21 protein-coding genes, 1 other RNA gene and 1 pseudogene are annotated in these 24571 nt (G+C 46.1%); 13 read left to right on the top strand and 10 right to left on the bottom strand.

What is annotated here, in order from left to right:
• Nucleotides 1–36: 36 nt before the first annotated feature.
• The 3 genes from ACTHSQ_RS08615 to bioH all read right to left on the bottom strand — a co-directional run bounded on the left by ACTHSQ_RS08615 (nt 37) and on the right by bioH (nt 6816).
• Entirely contained in the window at nt 37–2046 is a 2010-nt protein-coding gene (locus ACTHSQ_RS08615; RefSeq protein WP_440371829.1) for a PIN domain-containing protein, read from the bottom strand.
• Nucleotides 2046–5978: a DEAD/DEAH box helicase gene (locus tag ACTHSQ_RS08610; RefSeq protein WP_440371828.1), complete on the bottom strand. Its 3933-nt coding sequence runs from the start codon at nt 5976–5978 to the stop codon at nt 2046–2048. Before ACTHSQ_RS08610 ends, ACTHSQ_RS08615 begins: the two co-directional genes overlap by 1 nt.
• Before the next feature lie 91 nt (nt 5979–6069).
• Entirely contained in the window at nt 6070–6816 is a 747-nt protein-coding gene (bioH, locus tag ACTHSQ_RS08605) for a pimeloyl-ACP methyl ester esterase BioH (protein ID WP_440371827.1), read from the bottom strand.
• Between bioH and ACTHSQ_RS08600 the strand changes: the two genes are divergently transcribed.
• The 7 genes from ACTHSQ_RS08600 to rnpB all read left to right on the top strand — a co-directional run bounded on the left by ACTHSQ_RS08600 (nt 6815) and on the right by rnpB (nt 10935).
• Nucleotides 6815–7531, top strand: a complete 717-nt coding sequence (locus ACTHSQ_RS08600) for a ComF family protein (protein ID WP_440371826.1) — start codon at nt 6815–6817, stop codon at nt 7529–7531. The two genes, bioH and ACTHSQ_RS08600, sit on opposite strands and share 2 nt — an antisense overlap.
• Before the next feature lie 64 nt (nt 7532–7595).
• Nucleotides 7596–8060 (top strand): tRNA (uridine(34)/cytosine(34)/5-carboxymethylaminomethyluridine(34)-2'-O)-methyltransferase TrmL, encoded by a 465-nt coding sequence (trmL, locus tag ACTHSQ_RS08595; protein ID WP_003686711.1) that lies wholly within the window; start codon nt 7596–7598, stop codon nt 8058–8060.
• 48 nt (nt 8061–8108) lie between these two features.
• Complete coding sequence (locus ACTHSQ_RS08590) at nt 8109–8828, top strand: septal ring lytic transglycosylase RlpA family protein (protein ID WP_440371825.1); 720 nt, start codon at nt 8109–8111, stop codon at nt 8826–8828.
• Between the two features lie 98 nt (nt 8829–8926).
• The gene (gene ruvA / locus ACTHSQ_RS08585; RefSeq protein ID WP_440371824.1) at nt 8927–9511 is read left to right on the top strand and encodes a Holliday junction branch migration protein RuvA; all 585 of its coding nucleotides are present in this window, start codon (nt 8927–8929) and stop codon (nt 9509–9511) included.
• Nucleotides 9512–9524: 13 nt separating this feature from the next.
• Nucleotides 9525–9758, top strand: a complete 234-nt coding sequence (locus ACTHSQ_RS08580; RefSeq protein WP_308904909.1) for a methionine-binding protein — start codon at nt 9525–9527, stop codon at nt 9756–9758.
• Between the two features lie 54 nt (nt 9759–9812).
• Complete coding sequence (locus ACTHSQ_RS08575) at nt 9813–10520, top strand: hypothetical protein (protein WP_308904910.1); 708 nt, start codon at nt 9813–9815, stop codon at nt 10518–10520.
• A gap of 53 nt (nt 10521–10573) precedes the next feature.
• An RNA gene (rnpB, locus tag ACTHSQ_RS08570) (RNase P RNA component class A) lies at nt 10574–10935 on the top strand.
• A gap of 108 nt (nt 10936–11043) precedes the next feature.
• Here the strand turns inward: rnpB and mltA are convergent.
• Both mltA and ACTHSQ_RS08560 read right to left on the bottom strand, forming a co-directional pair.
• On the bottom strand, nt 11044–12366 hold the full coding sequence (gene mltA / locus ACTHSQ_RS08565) for a murein transglycosylase A (protein ID WP_440371857.1): 1323 nt from the start codon (nt 12364–12366) through the stop codon (nt 11044–11046).
• A gap of 89 nt (nt 12367–12455) precedes the next feature.
• Nucleotides 12456–13043 (bottom strand): RDD family protein, encoded by a 588-nt coding sequence (locus ACTHSQ_RS08560; RefSeq protein ID WP_440371823.1) that lies wholly within the window; start codon nt 13041–13043, stop codon nt 12456–12458.
• 242 nt (nt 13044–13285) lie between these two features.
• Here ACTHSQ_RS08560 and asd point away from each other — a divergent pair, with 242 nt between their 5' ends.
• Nucleotides 13286–14401 (top strand): aspartate-semialdehyde dehydrogenase, encoded by a 1116-nt coding sequence (gene asd, locus ACTHSQ_RS08555; protein ID WP_440371822.1) that lies wholly within the window; start codon nt 13286–13288, stop codon nt 14399–14401.
• A gap of 89 nt (nt 14402–14490) precedes the next feature.
• Here asd and ACTHSQ_RS08550 read toward each other — a convergent pair whose 3' ends face one another.
• On the bottom strand, nt 14491–15288 hold the full coding sequence (locus ACTHSQ_RS08550) for a factor H-binding protein (protein ID WP_440371856.1): 798 nt from the start codon (nt 15286–15288) through the stop codon (nt 14491–14493).
• A 197-nt stretch (nt 15289–15485) separates the two neighbouring features.
• Between ACTHSQ_RS08550 and ACTHSQ_RS08545 the strand changes: the two genes are divergently transcribed.
• Nucleotides 15486–15968, top strand: coding sequence for a dihydrofolate reductase (locus ACTHSQ_RS08545; protein WP_440371821.1), 483 nt, complete (start codon nt 15486–15488; stop codon nt 15966–15968).
• An 82-nt stretch (nt 15969–16050) separates the two neighbouring features.
• Here ACTHSQ_RS08545 and ACTHSQ_RS08540 read toward each other — a convergent pair whose 3' ends face one another.
• Complete coding sequence (locus ACTHSQ_RS08540) at nt 16051–16317, bottom strand: DUF3079 domain-containing protein (protein WP_308112082.1); 267 nt, start codon at nt 16315–16317, stop codon at nt 16051–16053.
• A 167-nt stretch (nt 16318–16484) separates the two neighbouring features.
• On the opposite strand from ACTHSQ_RS08540, the gene ACTHSQ_RS08535 reads away from it, so the two are divergent.
• Nucleotides 16485–16940 (top strand): GNAT family N-acetyltransferase, encoded by a 456-nt coding sequence (locus tag ACTHSQ_RS08535; RefSeq protein WP_440371820.1) that lies wholly within the window; start codon nt 16485–16487, stop codon nt 16938–16940.
• Nucleotides 16941–17009: 69 nt separating this feature from the next.
• On the opposite strand, the gene dinG is transcribed toward ACTHSQ_RS08535, so the two are convergent.
• Nucleotides 17010–19160 (bottom strand): ATP-dependent DNA helicase DinG, encoded by a 2151-nt coding sequence (dinG, locus tag ACTHSQ_RS08530; protein ID WP_440371819.1) that lies wholly within the window; start codon nt 19158–19160, stop codon nt 17010–17012.
• A gap of 88 nt (nt 19161–19248) precedes the next feature.
• Here dinG and ACTHSQ_RS08525 point away from each other — a divergent pair, with 88 nt between their 5' ends.
• Nucleotides 19249–19485, top strand: a complete 237-nt coding sequence (locus ACTHSQ_RS08525) for a hypothetical protein (protein ID WP_440371818.1) — start codon at nt 19249–19251, stop codon at nt 19483–19485.
• A gap of 82 nt (nt 19486–19567) precedes the next feature.
• Here the strand turns inward: ACTHSQ_RS08525 and ACTHSQ_RS08520 are convergent.
• Nucleotides 19568–19738: pseudogene (locus ACTHSQ_RS08520) on the bottom strand (IS5/IS1182 family transposase); the annotation flags it as partial.
• A gap of 153 nt (nt 19739–19891) precedes the next feature.
• Here ACTHSQ_RS08520 and dcm point away from each other — a divergent pair.
• The gene (dcm, locus tag ACTHSQ_RS08515) at nt 19892–22480 is read left to right on the top strand and encodes a DNA (cytosine-5-)-methyltransferase (RefSeq protein ID WP_440371817.1); all 2589 of its coding nucleotides are present in this window, start codon (nt 19892–19894) and stop codon (nt 22478–22480) included.
• Between the two features lie 11 nt (nt 22481–22491).
• A complete protein-coding gene (locus ACTHSQ_RS08510) occupies nt 22492–23652 on the top strand; it encodes a restriction endonuclease (protein WP_293187294.1) in 1161 nt (386 codons plus the stop codon).
• Between the two features lie 63 nt (nt 23653–23715).
• Here ACTHSQ_RS08510 and ACTHSQ_RS08505 read toward each other — a convergent pair whose 3' ends face one another.
• Nucleotides 23716–24087: a hypothetical protein gene (locus ACTHSQ_RS08505; RefSeq protein WP_002244400.1), complete on the bottom strand. Its 372-nt coding sequence runs from the start codon at nt 24085–24087 to the stop codon at nt 23716–23718.
• Nucleotides 24088–24571 lie beyond the last annotated feature (484 nt).

Here is a 24571-nt window from a genome sequence, read left to right as displayed (position 1 = left end):
TTTGGTTTTGCTGTTTTTGCTTGTTTTTGTTTTTTTTTAGCCATTTGGCCGTTCCTTACTGTTTAACTGGTTCAACTGCATTCTGACCGCATTTAACTCTGCTTTCAGACGACCTAAATGGGCATCGCAATCTGCAATTTGTGCATCAATGTCGTCTGAAACAATGGCTTCACATTGTTTGCTTTTTTCTATCAAAAGCTGCTCGGCCAGTCCTAATTTTTTTTCGATTTTCTCTTTTTGATGATCCAATTCGCCCAAGACGGTTTTCGGTAAAATGACCGTGCGTTCCGCTTGGATTGAAAATAGTCTGTCGGGGTGATGGCGGATATAGTTGGTATCCAATACGGCAAATTTCTGTGTTACGTCCATCGGTTCGAAATATTGGAATACTGCCGACTGCCATTGTTTTAGCTGCTCCGACAGTTTGGCAATGTCGTTTGAAGCAGAAATTGCAGGAAAAGTGCGGTTGATTTTTTCAACGTTTTCCTGCCATTGATCGATTTGTACCAAACTGTTTTGCTTGATGTCTTTTAACCTCAATTCGTCGGGTTTCAGACGACCTAATGCTTTATGTTGCGCCAGCAGGTCGGACAATTCGGGAATTTTACGTGCCGTCGATTTTTCATTACTGACCGCCCAATCAAAGGCTTGTCGTTGTGCTTCTGCTGAAAATCTTGCCAAGCTCAAATCTGTCTTGGGGAAAAGTTTGGCAAATTGTTCCAAATCGTCTTCATTATTAAGAGGCTCGATTTTTTCTTCCCAGTTCTCGGGGAGGAACGGCTTACTCCAAGTCTTTTTAATTAACTCGGCAAAGCCAACTGCTTGATTTATTGTCATCTCAGGCAATTTTTTCAGAATATCGACTGCGGGGACAAAATTTGCCATAAATGCCAAAACCGCCAGATTTGGCTGGGAAAGGGCGGGCAGGTCGGCAAGCCAATTTTCAGATTCTTGATATAAAATTTTTGCCGGTAACGGATACGGCTGATGATCGAAATAGCACTCAAGATAACCTGTTTCCTCCACAAAAAGCGTATTATCTGAAAAACGGAAAAATATGCGGGTCAGACCGTCTGAATCATCTAAGCGCGCAGGAACAAAAAGATGTTTGCCGTGTAATTCAGCTTCGGCAATGTTGGCGAAGACAATCAGCGGCATTTTATCGTTAAGTTCCTGATTTCCATTAAATTTAACTTCAACCGTATTGCCGATTTGGCGTGTGTCGGATTCCTTATCTGCCAAAACCAGCGACAGCAAACCGTTTTCAGGCAAATCCAAATCTACATCCCATTCGATTGCGTCTTCAGCATCAAAAATCATAGGTTCAAGCAGAACTTCTTTGATGACTTGTGGCTCGCGCGTATTTATCCATTGGGAGAACAGCTTGTCTTCGCTGTCAATATTCAAATAATGGTTGCTATCCAGTGTGAGCTTGACAGGGACAGTTTGCGGTAAAAATGTATCTTCATCACACGTTACGCTGATGCCGTCATGCTCCAATTCGGTTTCGGCATCAAACCATTTTTGATTTGTAGACTCCAGCCCACTCAATTGCTGCAATAAAGCTTCATCAACAGGGAAAAGGGAACAATTCAGCTCAACAACATCTTCTACGTTGCTTGCGCTTTGTTTTGGTTTGCTGACATATTCATTCAATAATGGATTAAACCAAAATTCAGCATTTTCTGTTCTACGCCGTCCCGGCATTTTTTTCTCATGGTAAAACTTTTTGCCATTGTCGGTCAGCCTTAAGTCTCTTAGAGACAACTTATCTAAATCATCTTTCTTATCAGGTAAGTCAATATGTTCAATTAAACCCGTATCATTAAGATTTTCCAACGTATAGCGGATAAAGGTAAAATCCAGTTTCAGTTTATGGGCAATCTGCGCCAAGTTGTTATCTGCCAACTGTGGAAAATCATTATGGGCAAGACCCATCAACAACTCGGTAAATACGGTCGGCGTACCAATTTTACGGTAGCGATACTCTGTATCCACGCGGTAAATCGGATAGGAAAAGGTCTTTTTTGCCAGCAATTTATCCATTATCTACGCCCTTTTTGCTGAGGTTGTATGTTTGGCAGGATGGCGGAAAATTCTTTCGCATCGCAAATTCCGCCTGTTTCTGCCCAATGTTCTAAATATTTGAACATATTCTTATAAACCATTTCTTTATCGTATCCTGCTTTATCCATTCGAGGCAGTTTGACTTCCCGGTTTTCCAGCATATTTCTTGCACCGAATATCAATAAAAGATTTTGTGCGCGAGACATTGCCACATTGATAAATTCAAAACGGGCGATGTTTGCTCTGCCGGCTCGGAATTTTTGTGTTCTATCACCACCATTGTTTTTTACCAGGCTCAGTAAAATAATCGGTTTTTCTTTGCCTTGATAGCGGATAACCGTATTGATTTCTACATCAATGGCGGAAAACGATAATTTATCTTTATTGATTTTTCGGATTTCATCACGAATGACGCGGCATTGAGGCTGGTAAAATGAAACGACACCTACTTTCATTTTGTTGTCCTTGCCATAACCCAATGTCTCAAGCTGACGGTTTATATCCATTAATGTTTTGGCAATCATTCTTGCTTCTAATACGTTGATATTGCTTTGTCCGTCATTAATCGAAAAACGCTTTCCTTTTTCATCATCTGTCGTATCAATCCACAGCACATGGTCTTTTTTGGACAATAGTCCTTTAAACTCAATCCCATGAGGTCGTTCGGCCTCCGGATTGCCGCAAGTCAATTGCCTTTCATAAAAGTAGTTGATCATCTTCATGATGTCAGGGTGCATACGGAATTGAATATTTAAGCGTTCGCGTAAACTTTCCGGTGCCTTTTCAAACAATTCTTTAAACAGACTTGCCGTTACCATTTTTTCGAATTTATGCAAATTATCCTCGGTCAAATCCGTATCGGAATCTTGCTTGTTTTCCTGTGCTTCGTTTTGTTCGACCTCATCTTCAAATGTCAGTCCGTCGGCTTCATTGAATATCGGCGGCAATTGACGGTGGTCACCCACCAAAATAGCTTTCTTACCGCGCATAAGCGGCAGCAACATCTCTAATGGTGTGGCTTTGGAGACCTCGTCGATAATGACTACATCAAAACCGTCAAAATTATTATCGGTTAGTGTCCGCTCGTTTTCGTTGCAGGTAATGGCAACCAGATTGCAGCTTTCAACAAACGGTTTTTCCAGATCGTTCCAATCTTTTTCCGCGCTTTTTTCAGGTTCCTTCAAGATTTCCTGCCAACGGGTGAATAAAGGCATAAAATCTTGGTTTTGTGTTTGTAGAGTTTGTAGTTTACTTTCTAATGTGTTCAAACGGCTTTGCTGTGTGGCAAATTCTGACAAAAAGTCGGCTTCGGCAGAAAATCCGCCATCGATAAGTATTTGTGCTGCCTGTTGTTTTTTCAGACGAACTCGTTCGGTAATTTGATGCTTATCCTCTTTTAATGCTTCAAGATCGGCCTGCTTTTCCCGTACGCTTTCATCATTTGGCGGTTGTAAATCATATCCTTGCAATTGATTGTTCAAATCCCAAACTGTATCTTGCGCCAATGTCTGATATTTCTGTTGGAATATGGTTAGATTTTGAACGCGCTGTATCAGCAACGGTTTGAGCATTGCAGGATTATTTTGCTCAAAACGTTTTGCATCGTTAAAAATTTGGTAAGGTTCGAGATTTAGACCGTCCGACGGTTTATCTTTCAGACGACGTAATTCTTTGCGCTTTTCTTTCCATTGAGCGGAAAGCTCATCGCTGTCATCATTTTCCATTTTGTCAGCGATTTCATCGATTTCCTGCTGTAACTGTTCTATTTTCAGTAGAGTTTTCGTATCTGCCCCCATTGTGCCATTGCCACCGTTCAATCGTGCTAAATCTGCTTCCATTTTTGGCAAAACTGCCTGAATACGCTGATAAAGTTGAATCAGTTTATAAAGAATGGCAGCTTGGTTTTCTCTTTCGGCAAGAAACAGCTCGTAAGAAAACGGTTGGCTGATATGCAGATGCTCAAAGTTGGTAAGATGTTCTACCAATGGATAAAGTGTTTCGGGTAAAACAAAATCGCTGTTGCGCAAGGCTTCACCGGAATTTTCCTCATTGAGTAAGCCGATAAGCTGTGCAATGTTTTCTATATCGCGGCTATGTCGTCTGAAAATATCCTGCTGTTCGTCAAACTCAATTTTAGCTTGGATAAGTGCCTGTTCTGCCTGTTTCAGACGACCTTGATTGGTACGGTATTCTGCACGAAGCTGTTGCAAATCATGTGCCACAAATTCAGCCTGTTTTACCCATTCGCGAAGTTTTTCGGTTTCTTCCGATAATGCGTTAAACGGTTGCAGGTATTCTTTGGCTACATAATTGCGCAACGCTACATAATGTTTGCTCAATATACTTTCGCCGGTAAATTGTTTACCTTCTTCCGTAATGCGGTTGGCACTTTTTGCTAAACGGATAGCCCTTAATTCAGGATGGTTTTGCAGGCGCGACAAAGCATTATCCAATGCGTCGTGAGCTTGGCTTGCAAGCAAGACCGTTTCTCCGCGCTTGGCAAATTGTAGGCAGGCCTCGGCGATGACCGTGGTTTTGCCAGTTCCCGGTGGTCCCTGAATCAAACATATATCAGGTGCCGCCAGCATTTTTTGTACGGCAGATTTTTGTTTGTCATTCAGATTTTTATTTTCCCATTCAGTAATTTCGGGAATCTCGTTCGGCCGGTTGGCATTTTTAATATCAAACAGATAACTTGAAAGATACGGCGCATAACAACCTTCATTTTGTTGCAGGTTTTTTACCGCCCGGCGATGACGCTCAATCAACGCTAAATCGCCGACTAAAGAAATAGACAAGAAACCGTTTTTGGGAAGATTTCGGAATAAATGATCAATTTTATCTTGGCGGGAATGTTGATTACCGTCCTGCTTATCTGAATTGGTATTATCTTCAAATTGGGAAATTTTGTTACTCAGTTCCTCGGAAATATCGACAAAAACATCAGCAAATACTGCCTTGCTGAAATCAAATTGATTTTTTCCCCCCGCATTTTCTTGTTGCAACGTTTTACGATAATCCTCACAAGCCTTCACCTTGGCTTTATCTGAATGGTTGAATTGGATAATTTTGACACCGTCTTTCGCAAGTTGCCCTAATTGTGAGAAAGCACTCTCCACACGCGAGGCGTCTTTTTGAGGCAGTAAAAAACGGAAGGGTTGATCGGAAGTTTCTCTTTTAAAAGCATGCAGGTTTTGACGGCTAAATGCGGCACGTGCTTTTTTCAATACCTGTTCATCTTCCGCAATGACCAAAAAGTGTACCTGCCCTGTTTGTTCATTGAACTGCCAATTCAGGTATCGTAACCCCTGAGTTTTGTGTTTGATTAACTTATTTTTAAAGGTCAAAAAGCCTAACCAACCCGACAAGCGTTCTTTAGTTTTAGCGGCATATGCCGGTAGGGATTTTGTAAAATCAGAGGAAAGCAAATTAGGTTGACTGCGAGGCGGATATGAATTTTCCTGTAACTGATAAAAATGAGTTTCAACTTTTTTTTCATAAGCAGTCGCATCCATTACTCCATGTGTGAGAAATACTCGTTCAGGAATAAAAACAGGACTACCAGTTGCTGTCGGACAATATCCGATAACGGCTACCGCGATGTTATGAGGAATATGTTGATTGAAAACAGGATGGGAAGAAATTCGAATAGATAAAGAAATTTTTTTTTCCGAATTATCTTGCAAAGAAAGATTGGCAAAGTTAGCAACTATTGTTTCATCGGCTAAGAAGAAATCTTCGCAAAACTGTTTCGCAACAGTCTCATATTCTTTGCTTGAATATTGCGGAAATTGCGCTTTGTAGGAACGAAAAGCACGGGAAATACTCTTCCCGAGCATTTCTTGTGTTACAGAATTTTTATGTTTTTGTTCGGTTTCGGGTAGGCGAAAATAAACAGTCTTTCCAGTCATGTTTAATAGTCCCTTTAAGATAAAATTTAAAGATAAAACTTATTAAATTGCAATGTAATTGCATTTTAATATTTTGTAATATAGATATTTTTCAGACGACCTTTTCGACAAAATTGCGGTAAGTTTCGGCAAATTCGGCGGCATGACTTAAAAAGGGCGCGTGTGCGGCTTTGTCGATAAGGACCAGCTCGCTGTCGCTCAAATGGCGGTGTAAATATTCGCCCATGCGCGGCGGCGTGATCGCGTCTTTCTGTCCAAACACCAGCAATGACGGCGTTTGAATAAGCGGTAACAGCGGACGCGCGTCGGCATGGTTGACCGCTTCAAGCGCGGCCTGTAAGGCGGAAGGCGTGCCGCAACGCGCCAAATCGGGCAGCACCCGGTTTAAGATTTCGCCGGAATTCGGCGTGTGCAGCAGTTGCAGTTGTAGAAACTGTTTAATATGTTTGGCATAATCCTGCTGGAATGCGCCGACCATCTTGCCCAAGGCAGGTTGCGCCAAACCTTCGGGATAATCCGTGTCGGCAGTCAATCGGGCAAAACTTGCCGTCAGGCAGAGCGATCGGATTTTGTCGGGATAAAGCGCGGTCAGATACAGGGCAACCAGTCCGCCCAGCGACCAGCCGAGAATGTGTGCCGGCGTGTCGATTTGTCCGGCGAAGGTTTCGGCAACTGCGGCAATATCAAACGGTTCGGCAAAAGGCGCATCGCCGTGTCCGGGCAAATCAAGCGCGCGGATGTCCCAATCGGCAGGCAGGCGCGGTATCAAATCGTCGAATACATGGCGGTTCGCCGCCCAACCGTGTATCAGATAAACTTTTTTGGCGGAGTGTGGCATGAATGTTCTTTCTTGGTGGCGCAGTTTGAAACAGCTCAATGCGCGACGTTGCGTATTATGCCACGATTCCGTTTCAGACGGCCTTTGCCGAGGCTGCGCAAACGATTTGACGGAATATTTTATCGACGCGGCACAAAGCTGCCCTTTGTGTTTCCGCCATATCGCGGGCGGGGCAGTGTGCGGCAATTGTCAGAAAAAGCCGCCCGCATTTGATAGAATGTGGGCCTCGCTGTATTACGAACCGCCCGTCAGCAGCATGATACGCGAGCTGAAACACTTGGCCGACTTGGGCATGAGCCGTCCGTTGGCGGATTTGATGAGCCAAAACGCACCGGACTGGCTGTCGACGGAACACTTCGATTTCGTCCTGCCCATGCCTTTGAGCAAAGAGCGGCGGCTCAAGCGCGGATTCAACCAAAGCGAGGTATTGACAGATATTTTGGCAAAACGCTACGGCTGGACGCTGCTGCCGCGTCACACAGTTTTCAGACGGCATGGCGAGCCGCAAAGTACGCTGAAAAGCGACGAACGTCTGCGAAATATCAAGAATGCATTTGAAATCAAAGCCGAATTGCCGAAGGCGTGTAATATTCTGTTAATTGATGATGTCTTCACCACCGGCTCGACTTTAAACGAATTGGCGAAAACGCTGAAAAAATCAGGCGCAGGTAAGATTTTTTGCTGGAGTTTGGCGCGGCCGCCAATGAAAAAATAGCTTAAAGTTTTTGACACCCATGGAACATTTCGGCATTATGCCAATCTATAAGTGATTGATTTATATGTTTACCATAGTTTTGTACCAACCCGAAATCCCGCCCAATACGGGCAATATCATCCGCCTGTGCGCCAATACCGGTGCTGATTTGCACTTGGTCAAACCGCTTGGTTTCCCTCTGGATTCGTCCAAAATGAAGCGTGCGGGCTTGGATTATCACGAGTTTGCCAAACTGACGGTACATGAGAATTTCGAAGACTGCCTCAAGGCACTCGAAGGCCGCCGCATTTTCGCGCTGACCACCAAAGGCTCTACCCGCCCCGACGAAGTTTCCTTCCGCAAAGGCGACGTGTTGCTGTTTGGTCCCGAAACACGCGGCCTGCCTGCTGAAGTTCTCGACAGCCTGCCTGCCGGACAAAAAATCCGCCTGCCGATGATGCCCGACAGCAGGAGCATGAATCTTTCCAATACCGTCGCCGTGATTTTATTTGAAGCATGGCGACAAAACGGTTTTGCCGGCGGCGTATAACAGGCCGTCTGAAACCGCTGCGTTATCAACTCAAGAACGGAACCCGTTTTGACTTTTACTAAAAAAACCCTCCTTTCCTTAGCCGCCGCCACCATCGGCGTCCTTTCCATCAATGCCGCCGTTGCCGACAGCGTGGTCCGAGTCGAAAAACTGCATCCTTCTGCCAACCGCAGTTACAAAGTTGCCGGCAAACGCTACACGCCGCTGACCAAAGTTTCCTCTTTCAGCCAAACCGGCAAAGCCTCATGGTACGGCAACCAATTCCACGGCCGTAAAACTTCCAGCGGCGAGCGTTACAATATGAACGCCCTCTCCGCCGCCCACAAAACCCTCCCTATTCCCAGCTACGCACGCGTGACCAATATGCAAAACGGCAAAAGCGTCATCGTCCGTGTCAACGACCGCGGCCCTTTCCACGGCAACCGCGTCATCGATGTTTCCAAAGCCGCCGCCCAACAATTAGGTTTCATCAACCAAGGCTCGGCCAACGTCAAAGTTGAACAAATCATCCCCGGACAAACCGCCGCTCAAACCATTATTTCCCCAAACAACAAAGAATTTTTTGTTGATTTGAAATCCTTCGGTACCCAACGCGAAGCACAGGCTTATTTGAACCAAGCCGCACAAAGCCTGCCGTCGGACAGCAAAGTCATGCTTGAAAAACGCAACTACGAATACGTTGTCAAAATGGGTCCGTTCAGCAGCCAAGAACGTGCTGCCGAAGCAGGCGAACGCGCCCGTCATATGAACCTGGCATCCGCCATCTGATTTCGTCCGCGTTACCGCTGAAGTTTGATACAATACAAGGCCGTCTGAAACCCGATTACAAGGTTTCAGACGGCCTTTTTTAATCACAGGGGAACACCATGATCAGCAGGCTCACAGGCAAATTGATTGAGAAAAATCCGCCGCAGGTCGTTATCGACGTCAACGGCGTCGGTTATGAAGCCGACGTTTCCATGCAGACTTTCTACAACCTGCCCTCCGTTGGCGAAACCGTCCATCTTTACACCCAGCTTGTCGTCCGCGAAGACGCGCATCTGCTGTTTGGTTTCGCCTCAGCCGAGGAACGCGCCACCTTCCGCCAACTGGTCAAAGTCAGCGGCATCGGTGCCAAAACCGCATTGGGCATTTTGTCGGCCATGAATGCCGACGAGCTGGCGCAAGCCATTGCCGAAGAAGATGTCAAACGCCTCTCCTCCGCCCCCGGCATCGGCAAGAAAACCGCCGAACGCATGGTGTTGGAACTGCGCGGCAAACTTGTATCCCATACCGTTTCAGACGGCCTGTTTGCCCTTGCTGCCGTTGCCGACGAAAGCCAAGACATCATCAACACCCTGCTTGCCCTCGGATACAACGAACGCGAAGCCAAAGCCGCCACTAAAGGCATTCCCAAAGGTACGGAAGTCGGCGAAGGCGTGCGCCTGGCCTTGAAAAACCTGCTCAAATAAGGCCGTCTGAAACATGAAGGCATTGGCCCTGAGCATCACCCTCTTGCTGAGCGCGTGCGTCTATACCGAGACTCCATATGGGCGCACCGCCGTCTTGGACCTGCCCGTCCACTCGCAAACCACCATCAACAAAACCGTAACCATCAACGCCCCGCCGGGAACGACCGTCATTTACCAAGACAGCCAGCCCGTTCACAACCATCCGGCTTATCCCGTCTATCCGCGCCGGGTTTATCATTATCGATAAACAACGCTGACCGTTTGAAACCATATGTTCAGACAGCCTGTTGAGAGACCAACCATGAAATACATCCTTCCCCTGCTTTTATTCCTAAGCGCCTGCACACCGGACACCAAGACCACAGATGCCGCATCCTCCCCAAAAACACACGGCTTCGCACACCGCCTGACCGAAGGCGAAAAACTGCTGACCCAAGCCCTCATCAAACAAGACCTCGCCGCCTACTTCAAACACGAAACCGGCGGCGCATTTGCCGAACAAGCCCCCTTATTCTCGGCCCAACAACTTGCCGAACAGAAAAACATCCCCAAAAACGATGCCATCGGTGTTTACGGCAAAATCATCAAAGCCCAAGGCCGAACCGCCTGGCTGCAAACCGACAAGCAAACCCTCAAACTCGATTTGGCCGAACCGCTGCAAGAAGCGGAAGGCGAAGTTACCCTCGTCTGCCAACATGAAAACACTGCATTTCAAGACTGCCAAACAGAAGAAAACTTCGCCCGACGCTTTACAGAACAAATTTTCTCGGCGGTCGAGTCCGGGCGCGTATCCGCCCAAACAGACGCACCGGCCGAAGAAATCATGGCCGGCCGCCTCATCCCATTTTTGAGTGCCGCCAGCGACTTTACCGGCAACTTCAAAGCCTGCGCCACCACCATGACCGAATACTGCACCAGCCGCCTGGCACGCGAAATGCCCGAATCCGCAGTCCGCAAAAAAGCACAGGAATTGGGTTTAACCGAAATAGCATTTAAAAAGAAAAAATAAATATTTAGGCCGTCTGAACCTTATGGCGACTGTGCTATAATCCGCGACTCATACAGGTCGGACAGACAGTCGCCGCGTATCGCGTAAGGCATACGGGGAGGAAAGTCCGGGCTCCATAGAGCAGAATGCCGGCTAACGGCCGGGCGCGGCAACGCGACGGAAAGTGGAACAGAAAGCAATACCGCCGATGATTGCCTTTGGGCAAAACAGGTAAGGGTGAAAAGGTGCGGTAAGAGCGCACCGTGCATTTGGTAACAAAGCGCAGCAGGCTAAACCCCATTCGGAGCAAGACCAAACAGAACGCGATGACGCTGCTCGCCGAGCGTTCGGGTAGGTTGCTTGAGCACACCAGCAATGATGTGCCTAGAGGAATGACTGTCCGCGACAGAACCCGGCTTACCGTCCGAGCTGTATGTCCCCATACCGCGGCAGGTTTTAAAAACCTGCCGCATTTTTATAGAAATAAAAAGGCCGTCTGCAACCAAGATTCAGGTTTCAGACGGCTTTTTTTTTAAACCGCTGTTTATGGACGGTATTCCGGTTTCATGCCGTTGGGCAGGAGCTGCCATACATAGCCGGTGGTTTTCATTTTGCCGGCCACTTCGCCTGCTTCGTCGCCATAGCCCCAGAAATAATCCACACGGACCGCGCCTTTAATCGCGCTGCCTGTATCTTGCGCCATAATCAGGCGGTTGAGGGCTTTTTTGGTGGTCGGGTGGGCAGTGGCGACAAATAATGGTGCGCCAAGCGTGATGTAGTGACGGTCGATGGCACCGGCGTATTCGCCCATCAACGGCGTACCCAATGCGCCCACCGGGCCGGAATCACTGCTGCCGGTCAACTCGCGGAAGAAGACGTAGCTTGGGTTTTGTCCCAAAACTTCGGCAAGGCGGCCGGGGTTTTGCTTCATATAGGCCTTGATGCCCTGCATGCTGGTCTGACCCAGCGGCAGATAGCCTTTGTCCGCCATATAGCGGCCGATGGAAACATACGGATGTTCGTTTTTATCGGCAAATCCGACGCGGATGTATTTGCCGGACGGCGTTTTCAGACGGCCTGAACCTTGAATGTGCATAAAGAAAAGTTCGATCGGATCATCTGCGTAACCCAAAATCGGCGCTTTGCCGTTAAGCGCGCCGCCGTTGATTTGGCTGCGGGTGTAGTAAGGAACGAAACGGCTGCCTTCAAAACGGCCTTTCAGCGCAGTGCTGCGTGCTGTAATCGGGAATCTGGACAAATCGGCCGTGTATGTGCCGCTATTGTCGATGACGCCGCTGTTTTGGCCGGTTTGGCGGATGCGGACGGTGGCTTTGCTGCCTCTCAAGTTTGCAGCCAGCGGAACAGAAACAAAATCGTTCGGAATGCCATAAATAGGGAAACGGGATTGGCTTGTGGGCTTGTCGTCGCCGTGCAGGACCGGTTCGTAATAGCCGGTAATGGTGCCGGCAGGATTACCGCCGTTATCGACGCGCCATGCGGTGAAATAGCGTTCAAAGAAGTGCTTGGCTTGGAAATGGTGCGCCGGCGTTTGCATGGCTTGGATACAAACGTCCTGCCAGCCTTGGCGGTTTTTGAGTTTTTCACAGCCTAAGCGGAAAGATTGCAGGCTTTTGGCAAAGTGTTGGGTGCTCCAGTGCGGCAGTTCGTTGTAGGAAACAACGGTGTAGTTTGCTCCTCCCCCGCTCACTGTCGTACCGATGGGGTCAGGCGTACCGGTGGGGCGGTCAGGGCCTTTGATAACGCTGGTGTCGGTTTCGGGAAGGTTTTTAATGCTTTTGCTCGGACAGGCAGCAAGAATGGCCGCGGCAATGCTGACGAGCGTGATGCGGTACAGGTGTTTTTTCATGGAATCAATAGCGTGTCGAAAGGCCGTCTGAAAGCTATTTTTCAGACGGCCTATGTTGGAAAGTGCTGATTTTAACACAAAAAAGCCATTTATCGGCGCGGCGGAAATTTGACGACAACCGTATCGGCCAGCATATCGTAGAGCGTGCGGCGGTCGCGTTTGACGGAGAAGAGCATGATGAAGTTGATCAGTAAAATCAGTAGGGAACAAATTAAAATGTTTACTTTTAATACAAAGTATGCAGAAATCAAGATGACAAGTACAATCAAGCCCCATGCTAATTCTCGTACTAACACCGTACCAAGAAAACCCGGATTGCTGCCATTGCTTTTTAATACACGAATACCCATGATCTTTTTACCCAAGGATTGACCATAACGGCCCATATAATAAAGCTGAACAATACCGACAATTAAATATACGATAGTACTCAATCCTCCCACCTGAGCCATATCTGCCCGCATACTGACACTCGTTATAAGATCTGGTGTAAAAGGAATATTTTTCTGCTTGGCAATTGCTGCTGTCTCAGTATATAAAATATAATAATAGGGTAAAAAAATAATTACATTAAATAAATAATTCAACAAATATGCCGCGACCCGTGACCATACTGAAGCAATATGGACATCTACTATTTCCGTTTTAGGCAAATCCGACAAATTGATTTCGCTCATTTAATCTTCCTCTGTGCTATTTAATGAGATGCAATTTCATTGCTATCTTAACCTATTTTTCCATCATTCTAAAAAAATTCGATAAAAACCTTTACATTTTCCGCTGACGGCGTTAAAACGTTTGTTTTCCCCTTTGTTATAGTGGGTTAACAAAAATCTGAACAAAGTGGCAGGCGATGCCGTTCCGGTTTTTGTTAATGCACTATAAAACTTATCAGGATTTTCTTCTCAAGGAGTAGCACATGAAAGTAGGTTTCGTCGGCTGGCGCGGTATGGTCGGCTCTGTTTTGATGCAGCGTATGAAAGAAGAAAACGACTTCGCCCACATTCCCGAAGCGTTTTTCTTTACCACTTCCAACGTCGGCGGCGCTGCCCCTGATTTCGGTCAGGCAGCCAAAACATTGTTGGATGCCAACAATGTTGCCGAATTGGCAAAAATGGACATTATCGTTACCTGTCAGGGTGGCGATTACACCAAATCCGTCTTCCAACCCCTGCGCGACAGCGGCTGGAACGGCTACTGGATTGACGCGGCATCATCCCTGCGCATGAAAGACGACGCGATTATCGTCCTCGACCCGGTCAACCGAAACGTCATCGACAACGGCCTTAAAAACGGCGTGAAAAACTACATCGGCGGCAACTGTACCGTTTCCCTGATGCTGATGGCTTTGGGTGGCCTGTTCCAAAACGATTTGGTCGAATGGGCAACCAGCATGACCTATCAAGCGGCTTCCGGCGCGGGCGCGAAAAATATGCGCGAACTCATCAGCGGCATGGGCGCGATTCACGCCAAAGTAGCGGACGAGCTTGCCGATCCTTCCAGCGCGATTCTCGACATCGACCGCAAAGTATCCGATTTCTTGCGCAGCGAAGACTATCCGAAAGCCAACTTCGGCGTACCGCTCGCCGGCAGCCTGATTCCGTGGATTGACGTGGACTTGGGCAACGGCCAGTCCAAAGAAGAATGGAAGGGCGGCGTGGAAACCAATAAAATCCTCGGCCGCAGCGACAATCCGACCGTAATCGACGGCTTGTGCGTGCGTATCGGCTCTATGCGTTGCCACAGCCAAGCCCTCACCCTGAAGCTGAAAAAAGACCTGCCTGTTTCCGAAATCGAAGCGATTTTGGCAGGCGCAAACGATTGGGTGAAAGTCATCCCCAACGAAAAAGAAGCCAGCATTCACGAGCTGACGCCTGCCAAAGTTACCGGCACGCTGTCTGTTCCTGTCGGCCGTATCCGCAAACTGGAAATGGGCGGTGAATACATCAGCGCATTCACTGTCGGCGACCAACTCTTGTGGGGTGCTGCCGAGCCGTTGCGTCGCGTATTGCGCATTATCTTGGGCAGCCTGTAATTTAGGTTGGCATGAAAAAAGCAACGGTTTGAGCCGTTGCTTTTTTTGTCACAACAAGGCCGTCTGAACCTTTCAGACGGCCTTGTTTCCTATTCTTTCTTACCGGCCAAACCAATTTCTTTGGTAGAGTCACGAACTTTGATTTGCGCCTTACCGGCAATTTCTTCAGCCTGCGGACCGAAGAGTTTCAAATCATAACGGCCGTTTTCCACGCCGTTCAAACTGGTTTTACCGCTGATGGCGGCTTTACCATTGTTATTGGCAATGCCTGCTGCAAGCAGGTCGACATTATTGTGGGGAGCCATGCCGCTGATTTTGCCGTAACCTTGTTTTTTATCGAAATCGACGGTGTATTTCAGACGGCCGCTGCGGTCATCGCCGTTAAACGCAATGCCCGAATACTGATAGCTGCCTTGTTTGGGCAAATTGCGGTAAGCGGTTTCATCGCCTTGGACTTCGCCGACGGTGAATGTGTATGTATCGAGGTTTTGCAACTTGCCTGCGTCATCGGCTTTTTGTTTGGCGTAACGCGCGGCAACTATTGAATAATTTTGTTTATACACTTGGAAGTCGCCCGTTTCCAAAGTGATGACTTGGCCTTTTACCTTAATTTTTTGGGCGTAGTCGTAAGAGGACACTTTATCGGTTTTCAAAAAGCCGGTATCGAGTTTGTCGCCTTTTTTCAGGGTTTGCGTTTTACCGTTGGCCGTCAGATCCAACGTACCGTTTTCAGGGACGGATTCGTTCAATTCAACGGACAACACGCCTTTCGGATGCGGATTGAGCGGTTCGGTCACGGCATTCGACAAGCCGCTTGTTGCGCCACCGCAGGCAGCCAACATCAAAGACAGGGAAGCAGTCAAAGCAGAAACATGAAAAGTTCTCATCATTTTTTCCTTTCCTTTTTATTTGGTATGATATTTATTATATACCTAAAAAAAATGAACAATAAATGATTTTTGTCAAAATTAAGCATTTTAAATATCTATTTCATAAATGTTGAAACATTTTTAAAACAACGGATATTCCGTTAATCCAGCATCCCTTCCGCTATAATCATTTTATTTTGCAAACGGACTTCATCATGCCGAAAATCACCCTTATCGCCGCCTACGCCGCCCGCCACTGTATCGGCATCAACAACACCATGCCTTGGCATTTGCCCGAGGATTTTGCCTTTTTCAAATCCTACACCACCGGCAAACCCGTCATTATGGGCCGCAAAACATGGGAGTCACTACCGCGCAAACCTCTGCCCGGCCGTCAAAATATCGTCATCACCCGCCAAGATTATCAGGCCGAAGGTGCGCAAACGGCGGCTTCTTTGGAAGATGCGCTGGCTTTGTGTCAGGGGGTTGAAGAAGTCATCATCATGGGCGGCGCGCAAATTTATGCACAAGCCCTGCCGATTGCCACCGATTTGCGTTTGACCGAAGTCGGTTTGGATGTGGACGGCGATGCGTTTTTTCCTGAGTTTTCCACAGAAACATGGCAAGAAGCCTCTCGGGAAAACCATGTTTCCGCCAAAGGCATCGAATACGCGTTTGTGCATTATGTGAAGGCATAATCCGACAACGCAAAGGCCGTCTGAATCCCTGTTTTTCAGGTTTCAGACGGCCTTTTTATTTCGTTTGTTTACGGCATACCGTTTAAGCTGTTTTGTTTTTCAAAGGCAGTTTGATATGCAGTTTGGCTGGCTTGGGTGCTTCTTTCAGTCCAAGTTCGATTTGTTGCTCTTCGCTCAACAAATTGCTCCAGTCGCCTTTTTTATACCAGTCGCGACCGTCCAACTCGATAGGATGTTGGATGCGCTCGCAACCGTTGCCGCATTGCAAATCGTCTTCTTTGCAGTATTTGTCGCAACCCCAGCAGATACGCTCGGGATTTTTCGGGAAAATGGGAAATTTCTTGGCCATGATGTTCTTCTTTTGTTTGTGTGCGGTATGGGCAGAATTATAAGTGATTTGAATGGGACTGGCGGCGGGTTTATCGTGTTTTACGCTGATTTTTTAAGATGTGTTAACCTTTCAGACGGCCTATACTGTGAAAATAATCCCTATGCGGTACAACAAGAGGAGCCAATATGAACATATGCCGTCTGAAGCCTGAATTTGTCGAGTCTTTAGCCCTCGCGCTGTTTGAGGAATGGCACGATTTTGCGCCGTGGTCGTCTCTGGACAAAATCCGTACGTATTACGCGCAGTGTCTTAATGGGGATGATTTGCCGATGGCGTTTGCGGCTGTGGATAAGGAAGGGCGGCTGATGGGTTCGGCGGCATTAAAGCGGTTTGATATGGCGTGTTTTCCCGAGTACGAATATTGGCTCGGCGATGTGTTCGTTTTGCCGCAATTTCGCGGTTTGGGCGTAGGCAGGCAGCTGGTTTCGTTTTGTCTGGATAAAGCACGCGAACTGGGTTTGCCGCATCTGTTTCTCTATACGCCGGATGTGCAGGCCGTGTATGAAAAGTTCGGCTGGAAGGAAATCACCCAGACTTGGCACAACGGGGAAACCGTATCTGTCATGAAATTGGATTTATAGCTTGAAATGAATAAAAGGCCGTCTGAACATTTGGTTTCAGACGGCCTTTGTTTTTTAAATTATCCACAACTACCCTATCCGTTTAAACGGCGGCAGACAGGCCAATAATTGCTGGCCGTAGCGTTGCGTTTTGACGCGGTTGTCAAGGATGGTCACGCGGCCGTAATCCTGTTCGGTACGGATAAGGCGGCCGACGGCTTGGATCAGTTTGATGCTGGCTTCGGGAACGGTGATTTCGATAAAAGGATTGCCGCCGCGTTGTTCAATCCAACGGTTTTGGGTTTTCTCGATAGGATTGTCCGGCATGGCAAACGGCAGCTTGGCAATAATGACTTGCACGCAGGCCGTACCGGGCAGGTCGAGGCCTTCGGCAAAACTGTCGAGGCCGAAAATAATGCTGGCTTTGCCTTCGGCAATGGCTTGATGGTGCCTTTGCAACAGGACAGTCTTGGGCAACTCGCCTTGTACAAGCAGAAGCGGCAAGTATTCGTCAGGCAGTCGTAAGGCGACATCCTGCATTTGCTTGCGCGAGGAAAACAGCACCAGCGTACCGATGGCTTCAACCGGCGAAACCAGCTTCGGCAACCATTCGACAATGGCGGCCGTATGCGCATCAGGGTCTTTGGGGCTGGCGTGTACGGGCGGAATATACAGCTCGCCTTGCGTATCGAAATTAAACGGGCTTTCCAAAGCAAGCGTGGTGGTTTCGGGCAGCCATAATAGGCCGGTTTGGCGCAAAATCAGGTTGAAGCTGCCGAGCGATTGCAGGGTGGCCGAAGTCAACACCGCGCCTGCCGCGCGCCGCCACAGGCTGTTGGCAAGGTGGGATGCACTACTGATGGGGCTGGCATTGAAAATATAGTCGTTTTTATCGTCGGCATGGCGGGTTATCCATTTCGCCAACGGCTCTTCGCCTTCAATGGGAACGGTGGAGAGCAAATCCCAAACCGCGCTGATTTGTTCGATACGGGCGATAAAAAGGCCGAACTCGCTGGTCAGGCGGTCGAGGAGCGCGCCGTCCTGCTCTTTTTCGCGGCGCGCGGCGGAAAGCGCATCGTTCAGCCCGATAACGTGTTTGAGCAGGCTGCGCGCAGCAATGGCTGTATTGGAAACTGTGGTTTCCAGGCCTTCGGGGATTTTGCCGTCTTCCCACAGCCAAGTCGGTTCGTTGTGTTTCCGCCTGTCGTTTTCAGACGACCCCAGACTTAAAGACGGCTCTTCCGCTAAGTGAAACTGCCATTCATGCAGGCTGTCGAGTAAGGATGTGGCAGCTTCGTCGGCAAGGTTGGCAAGTTCGGCTTTATCGGTAAGCGCGGCAATTTTGCCGGTCAGCTGCGGCAGTTTTTCCAGTGTCCAAACGGCAATATTCCATGAATGTTCGGCGGCAAAGCGGCTGAGGGCTTTTTTGGGCAGGTGGTGCGCTTCGTCTATGCAATAGAAACTGTTTTCGGGCGCAGGCAGAATCACGCCGCCGCCCATGCTGATGTCGGCAAGCAGAAGATCGTGATTGGCAACGACGACATCGACGGTTTCCAAGACATCGCGTGCCAGGTAAAACGGACATTCCGCACGGTTGGGACAGGCGGATTTCAGGCAGCCGTGGCGGTCGTTGGTAACTTTGAGCCAAATCGTATCATCGATTTTTTCCGGCCAAGCGTCGCGGTCGCCATTAAAGCGGCGGGCGGAAAATTCATCGGCAATGTCGCGCAGCAGGTTCAATTCTTCCGGCTTGGGTTTGCTGTCCCACAACACTTCCGGTGCTTCAAAACCAAGCAGGTTTTGCTGAGCGTTGTTTTGCGTCAGTTGATAGAGTTTGTACGGGCAAAGATAACGGCCGCGCCCTTTGGCAAGCGCAAAGGTCAGCTCCAAACCGCTTTTTTCGACCAAAAACGGCAAATCGCGGTCAACCAACTGCTCCTGCAAAGCCACCGTCGCGCTGCTGACAATCAACCGTTTGCCGCGCGTTTGTGCCATGATGCCGCCGGCCAAAAGATAGGCCAACGATTTACCCACGCCGGTCGGCCCTTCGATCACGGCAATGCTCTCGCCCTCACGTTTGGGCGCTTCTTCGCCTTCTTCACGCGTCAACGTCCGCGAAAAAGCGTTGGCAATCGCCGCAATCATTTCCCGCTGCGAAGCGCGCGGACGGAAACCGGGCAGGTTTTTGCCGATATTTTGGTAATGGTCGCGGATGGCGTTTTTTTCTAAATCGGTGAGCATGGTGTTTTGTACGGCGGTAGAAGTGGGCTTATTTTAACATTGCACGGAAGCGGTACAATATCGTTGTCGGAATAGGGGAAGGTAAACCGTGTGGACGTGGTTGGTTTTTTGGTTGCAGCGTTTGAAATACCCGTTGTTGCTTTGGATTGCGGATATGCTGCTGTACCGGTTGTTGGGCGGTGCGGAAATCGAATGCAGCCGTTGCCCTGTGCTGCCAATGACGGATTGGCAGCATTTTTTGCTGGCGATGGGAACGGTGTCGGCTTGGGTGGCGGTGATTTGGGCATATCTGATTATTGAAAGTGAAAAAAGCGGAAGATATTGAGTCATTCGGACACAATGCCGTCTGAAACGGAAGTTCAGACGGCATTTGTTTTAGGTTGCCGTACCGCTTAGGGAATACCGGCGACAGGATAGGCGGGACGGCTGCGATGGCCTCTAAGGTAACGGGTTCTTTGACGATTCAGGTACTGTTCGATCAGCTGCCAATCAATCACTTGATCCAGCTTCAATAGTGGGAAGCGGTCGATGTGTTTGGCAATCATGGCTTGGGCGGTTTGTTGGAAGAAGGTGGTCATGAGAAATCCCCTAAATGTCTTGGTGGGGATTTAGGGGATTTTGCAAAGGTCTCAGGTTGGCGTTTAGACGGTGTTTCTATTAAAAACGTACCTCAAGTTTGAAGCGCATTGCAAAAAACACCGCTGTATATCCGTTCAAACAGCACTTTTTTGATGAAAAATCAATATAGTAAATCATTGCATGGCGTGTTTTACCTTGCCTTCTATGATAAAATACACGCATTTTTTGTAGAACAGTTGTTTCAACTCATCATAAATATGAACAAAAAACCCACCTACATCAGTTTATTTAGCAGTGCAGGCGTTGGTTGCTATGGTTTTAAAACCAATGGTTTTGAATGCGTAGCAACCAACGAACTTTTAGAAAAACGCCTAAAAATCCAAAAATATAATCAAAAATGCCGCTTTGATTCAGGTTATATTGCTGGCGATATTACCCTGCCTGAAACCCAAGCCAAACTGTTTGCCGAAATTCGACGCTGGAATACTGAAATTGATGTTGTGATTGCCACACCACCTTGCCAAGGAATGTCGGTTGCCAACCATAAAAAAAATAATGAAATGGCAAGAAATTCTTTGGTCGTGGAATCAATCAAAATCGTTCGGGAAGTTCAGCCCAAATTTTTTATTTTTGAAAACGTCAAAGCCTTTTTAAATACACCCTGCACCGATACCGATCATCAAGAAAAGCCGATTGAGGAAGCCATTTGGTCAAATTTGGGCGGACATTACAACATTCTATCCAACGTACTAAATTTTAAAGATTATGGTGCAAATTCCAGTCGTACCAGAACGCTGGTGATTGGCGTGCGAAAAGATATTCATCACATTACGCCGTACGATATTTTCCCCAAGCAAACACCGCCAAAAACCTTGCGTACATTGCTGGCTGACCTGCCGCCTTTAATGCAAATGGGCGAAATTAGCGATGATGATATTTACCATAGCTATCGCGAATTTGATCGCCGTATGTTGCCGTGGATTGCACAGCTTAAAGAAGGCGAGTCAGCTTTCCAAAATACTGATCCTGCACGCATTCCCCATCAAATTAAAAATGGTGAAATTATCTACAATCAAAACAAAAATGGAGACAAATACGCCCGTTGGTTTTTAGATCGTGAGGGTCCGTGCATCCATACCCGTAATGACATTTTAGCCAGCCAAAACACCATCCACCCCACTGAAAACCGTGTATTTTCCGTGCGTGAACTCATGCGTATGATGTCAATTCCGCCATCATTTAAATGGACGGCACAAGATGAAAAACAGCTTAATGCACTGTCATTTGATGAGAAAAAAACCTTTTTGAAAAAAGAAGAGCTGAATATCCGCCATTGTATCGGTGAATCTGTGCCAACCGCTGTTTTGGCCAATGTCGCACAAAACATTCAGGCAGCCTTGCAACAGTCCGAACTGTCAATGACGGAAATTCAAAATTTAATCAAACGAGAAAATTTATCCCTTGCCGATAATCTCTACCGATTTATTGAGCAACATTTTGACGCATATCCATTCAGTCGGCTTTTGCAAATTGCTGAATACGCTAATGCTGCCCGTAGCGAAACGGCTGCTTATTTTACCCGTATTGATATTGCTTTCGGACTGGTTAATGCTCTTCCTGATTTCAAAAAGAAAAAAAACTTACGGATTTTAGAACCCTCTGTCGGCATTGGTAATTTCATTCCACTACTGGCAAAAAAATATGCAGACAAAGAAAAAGTTATTTTTGATTTGGTGGATATTGACTCAAACAGTTTAAATCTCCTGTCATTGCTGCTGAAAAAATTAAATTTAGGCAGTAAATTTGAGTTCAATATTATTCATCAGGATTTTTTAACCGCAACGCTGCCTGAAAACTATGATCTAGTCATCGGCAATCCACCATACGGCAAAGTTAAGGCAAGTGATAAAAATTTGGCACTATACCGTAAAAATGCTACCAATAAAGATACGCAAAATATTTTTTCATTTTTTATTGATAAGGCTCTGACGCTCAGTAAAACCGTGGCTTTGGTTGTTCCCAAAAGTGTGATTAACGCCCCCGAGTTTCAAATAACCCGACAACAACTTATCACAGCCAATATCAACCGCATTATTGATTACGGCGAGAAAGCATTTAAAGGCGTAAAAATAGAGACGATTGCCTTTATTGCCGATCAAACCGACAAAGACAATCAACATATTACGATAGAAAGCCATATCCAAGAAACGTTGATACAAAACTGTAAAAACTATTTTTTTTCTGATAATTTCCCTTATTGGTTGATTTATCGTAATAGTGAATTTGATCAAATTGCACAAAAATTGGAATTTAATGTATTTCAATCATTCCGAGATCGCCAAATTACCAAATCGCATACACAGAATAGTGGCAATGTTCGGGTTTTAAAATCCCGTAATATCGGTAACAACGAGATTATTGATATTGAGGGCTATGATAGTTATGTGGATTCAGTTGCCCCTTTTTCTGTCGGCAAATTTATTAACCGTAAAAATGTCGTGATGATTCCCAATCTGACTTACAAACCTCGGGCAGCATTTTTGCCTGAAAACAGTATTGCTGATGGCTCGGTTGCCCTACTGACAATGAAAAAACACGAAAAAATCCTAACCCAACGAGATCTCGCATACTATGCAACTCCCGAATTTGAGCAGTTTTACCGTGTTGCCCGTAATTATGGTTCTCGTTCAATGAATATAGACAATCATTCCGTGTTTTTTTTCGGATTGCTAAAAGATTAGAGAAGTAAAAAATGAATATGGAAAATTATTTTTCTAACTTAAATTTAGATATCAGAACACATAAACTCGGCACATTTACCGATCAAAAAGTAACCCCGGATGTATTATGTGCCGTAGCAGAATGTATCAGCGAATATGTTGAAAAGATTGGAGAAATATTTAGCATTAACGATATTCGTTATTCAGATTATGCCGAATATATCGCCACCGCCGTATTTAAAAAACCATCCATTGAAAATGCCGGTAGCGAATACAATAAATTTTTTTCACAACCGATTAAAATGCTGAGCTATTGTGGCGTATTAAGCGAAGAAAAGTTTTCTAGATACTATCGGTACGGCGTACAGAATAATAAAATCCTGCAATATATTGCCAATCGTGAAAGAAATGCCCTAAATTTCATCCAAGCATTTAGTGAAAAATTATTAAAAGACAGTGGTATTTATCCAAAATTTGCCGATTTTTTTGCCCAGCCTAATAAAAATACGTTTGAAAGTATGAAAACGGCGTTTACCGATCTTGTTATCCAAAACACACCCAAAAATACCGAAGTAGAAGTTCGCCGTATTTTTACCAAAATCATTAATCCATTGGCTTATAAACATAATACTTTTGGCACAAGAAAAGGGAGTATTTCCAATACCCCCATTACATTAGACGAGCTTTATTACAATCGCCTAAACTGGCGAGATAAAGGCAAAGAAAAATCGCTCACTCGCAAAGAAGCTCAAGCTCTATTTGCCGATAGTGCAAATGCCGCAAATTTGAATTATTTAGTTAATAAAGCCAAAAAATTTGTCAAAACGCTACACAAAACCAGCGAAGTTCAACGTTTTGATCCCACAGAAGCCAATCAGGCACATCATATTTTTATGGCAAGCGAATTTCCTGATTTAGCATCGCTGCCTGAAAATCTGATTTGCCTGACACCAAACCAGCATTTCAATTTGGCTCACCCAAGCAATAAAACCGCCGTTATTGACAAACATTACCAGCGTATTTGCCTGATGGCGAAATTGGACAGTATTGAGCAAGATAACCGTGCTAATACAGGCAATTACGATTACCATGAATTTATTCATGTACTCAATACAGGATTTAATACAGATCAGTTTGATGTTTCTATGAGTTACGAAACATTGAAGCATCGTATTTTAATGTTTGATTTTTAAATAAATATTTTAAAAATAAAAAACACGAATCTCATGAAGCAGATTCGTGTTTTAAATTAGAATTTACATATTCGCACCAGCATCAAATTCTGCATGAAATTGAGACGGAATATTTGCTTTTATTGTTGAAAGATTTTGTTTTCCACCAGAAACAAAACCTAACTGAGATAGCATTTCAAAAAGCTCATTACAATTTAGCCTATATGCAATATTACCTACGCCTGCCGTAAATTTAAATCCTAGTGGCACAAAAATATTTTGTGCTTTACTTGAGAAAAACTGTATACGTCCCTCATCACCCCAAGCACCTTGCACACTATTTTTTTCAAAAACCAAATTTACATCATTAGGATGATTTGCCAAATAGCCGATAAACTTGTAAAGGTCCTTTTTATCACAATTGATTTGATGATTTCGACCTAATGTAATATTCATTAATTATCTCCTTAATAAATTAATTTTAATGATATATTCCCCAAGATTTTCATCTTATCAGTATCTATTGCTGAATTATAAGAATTGAAACTCCTATGTCAACGTCCGACCAAAAAATTCTCCGAGCTTGTCGCTGATTTGGTTGACATATTCAGGTTGAGACCTTTGCAAAGTACCTCTCTTCACCTTTTCGCTGACAGTCGAAACTCAAACACAGGTTTTCGGCTGTTTTCGCCACAAATCACTCCTAATTCTACCTAAATACCCCCTTAATCCTCCCCGGATACCTGATAATCAGGCATCCAAGGGGGATCAGGGTAGAATCAGTGGATATTTGAAACAAAAACAGCCGAAAACCTGTGTTTGGGGTTTTGGCTGTTGGAAGGAAAGGAATTTTGCAAAGGTCTCATGCTGTTTTCCTAATACATTGATGTTTGAATCGCTATATAATAATTATTATCAACTAACGCGTATATTTTAAATC

Origin of the sequence: Neisseria sp. P0009.S008, from assembly GCF_051958615.1 — a bacterium.
Classification (GTDB): Bacteria; Pseudomonadota; Gammaproteobacteria; order Burkholderiales; family Neisseriaceae; genus Neisseria; species Neisseria subflava.
The sequence above is the reverse complement of the archived record's forward strand: the minus strand, read 5'-3'. Positions and strand labels throughout refer to the sequence as shown.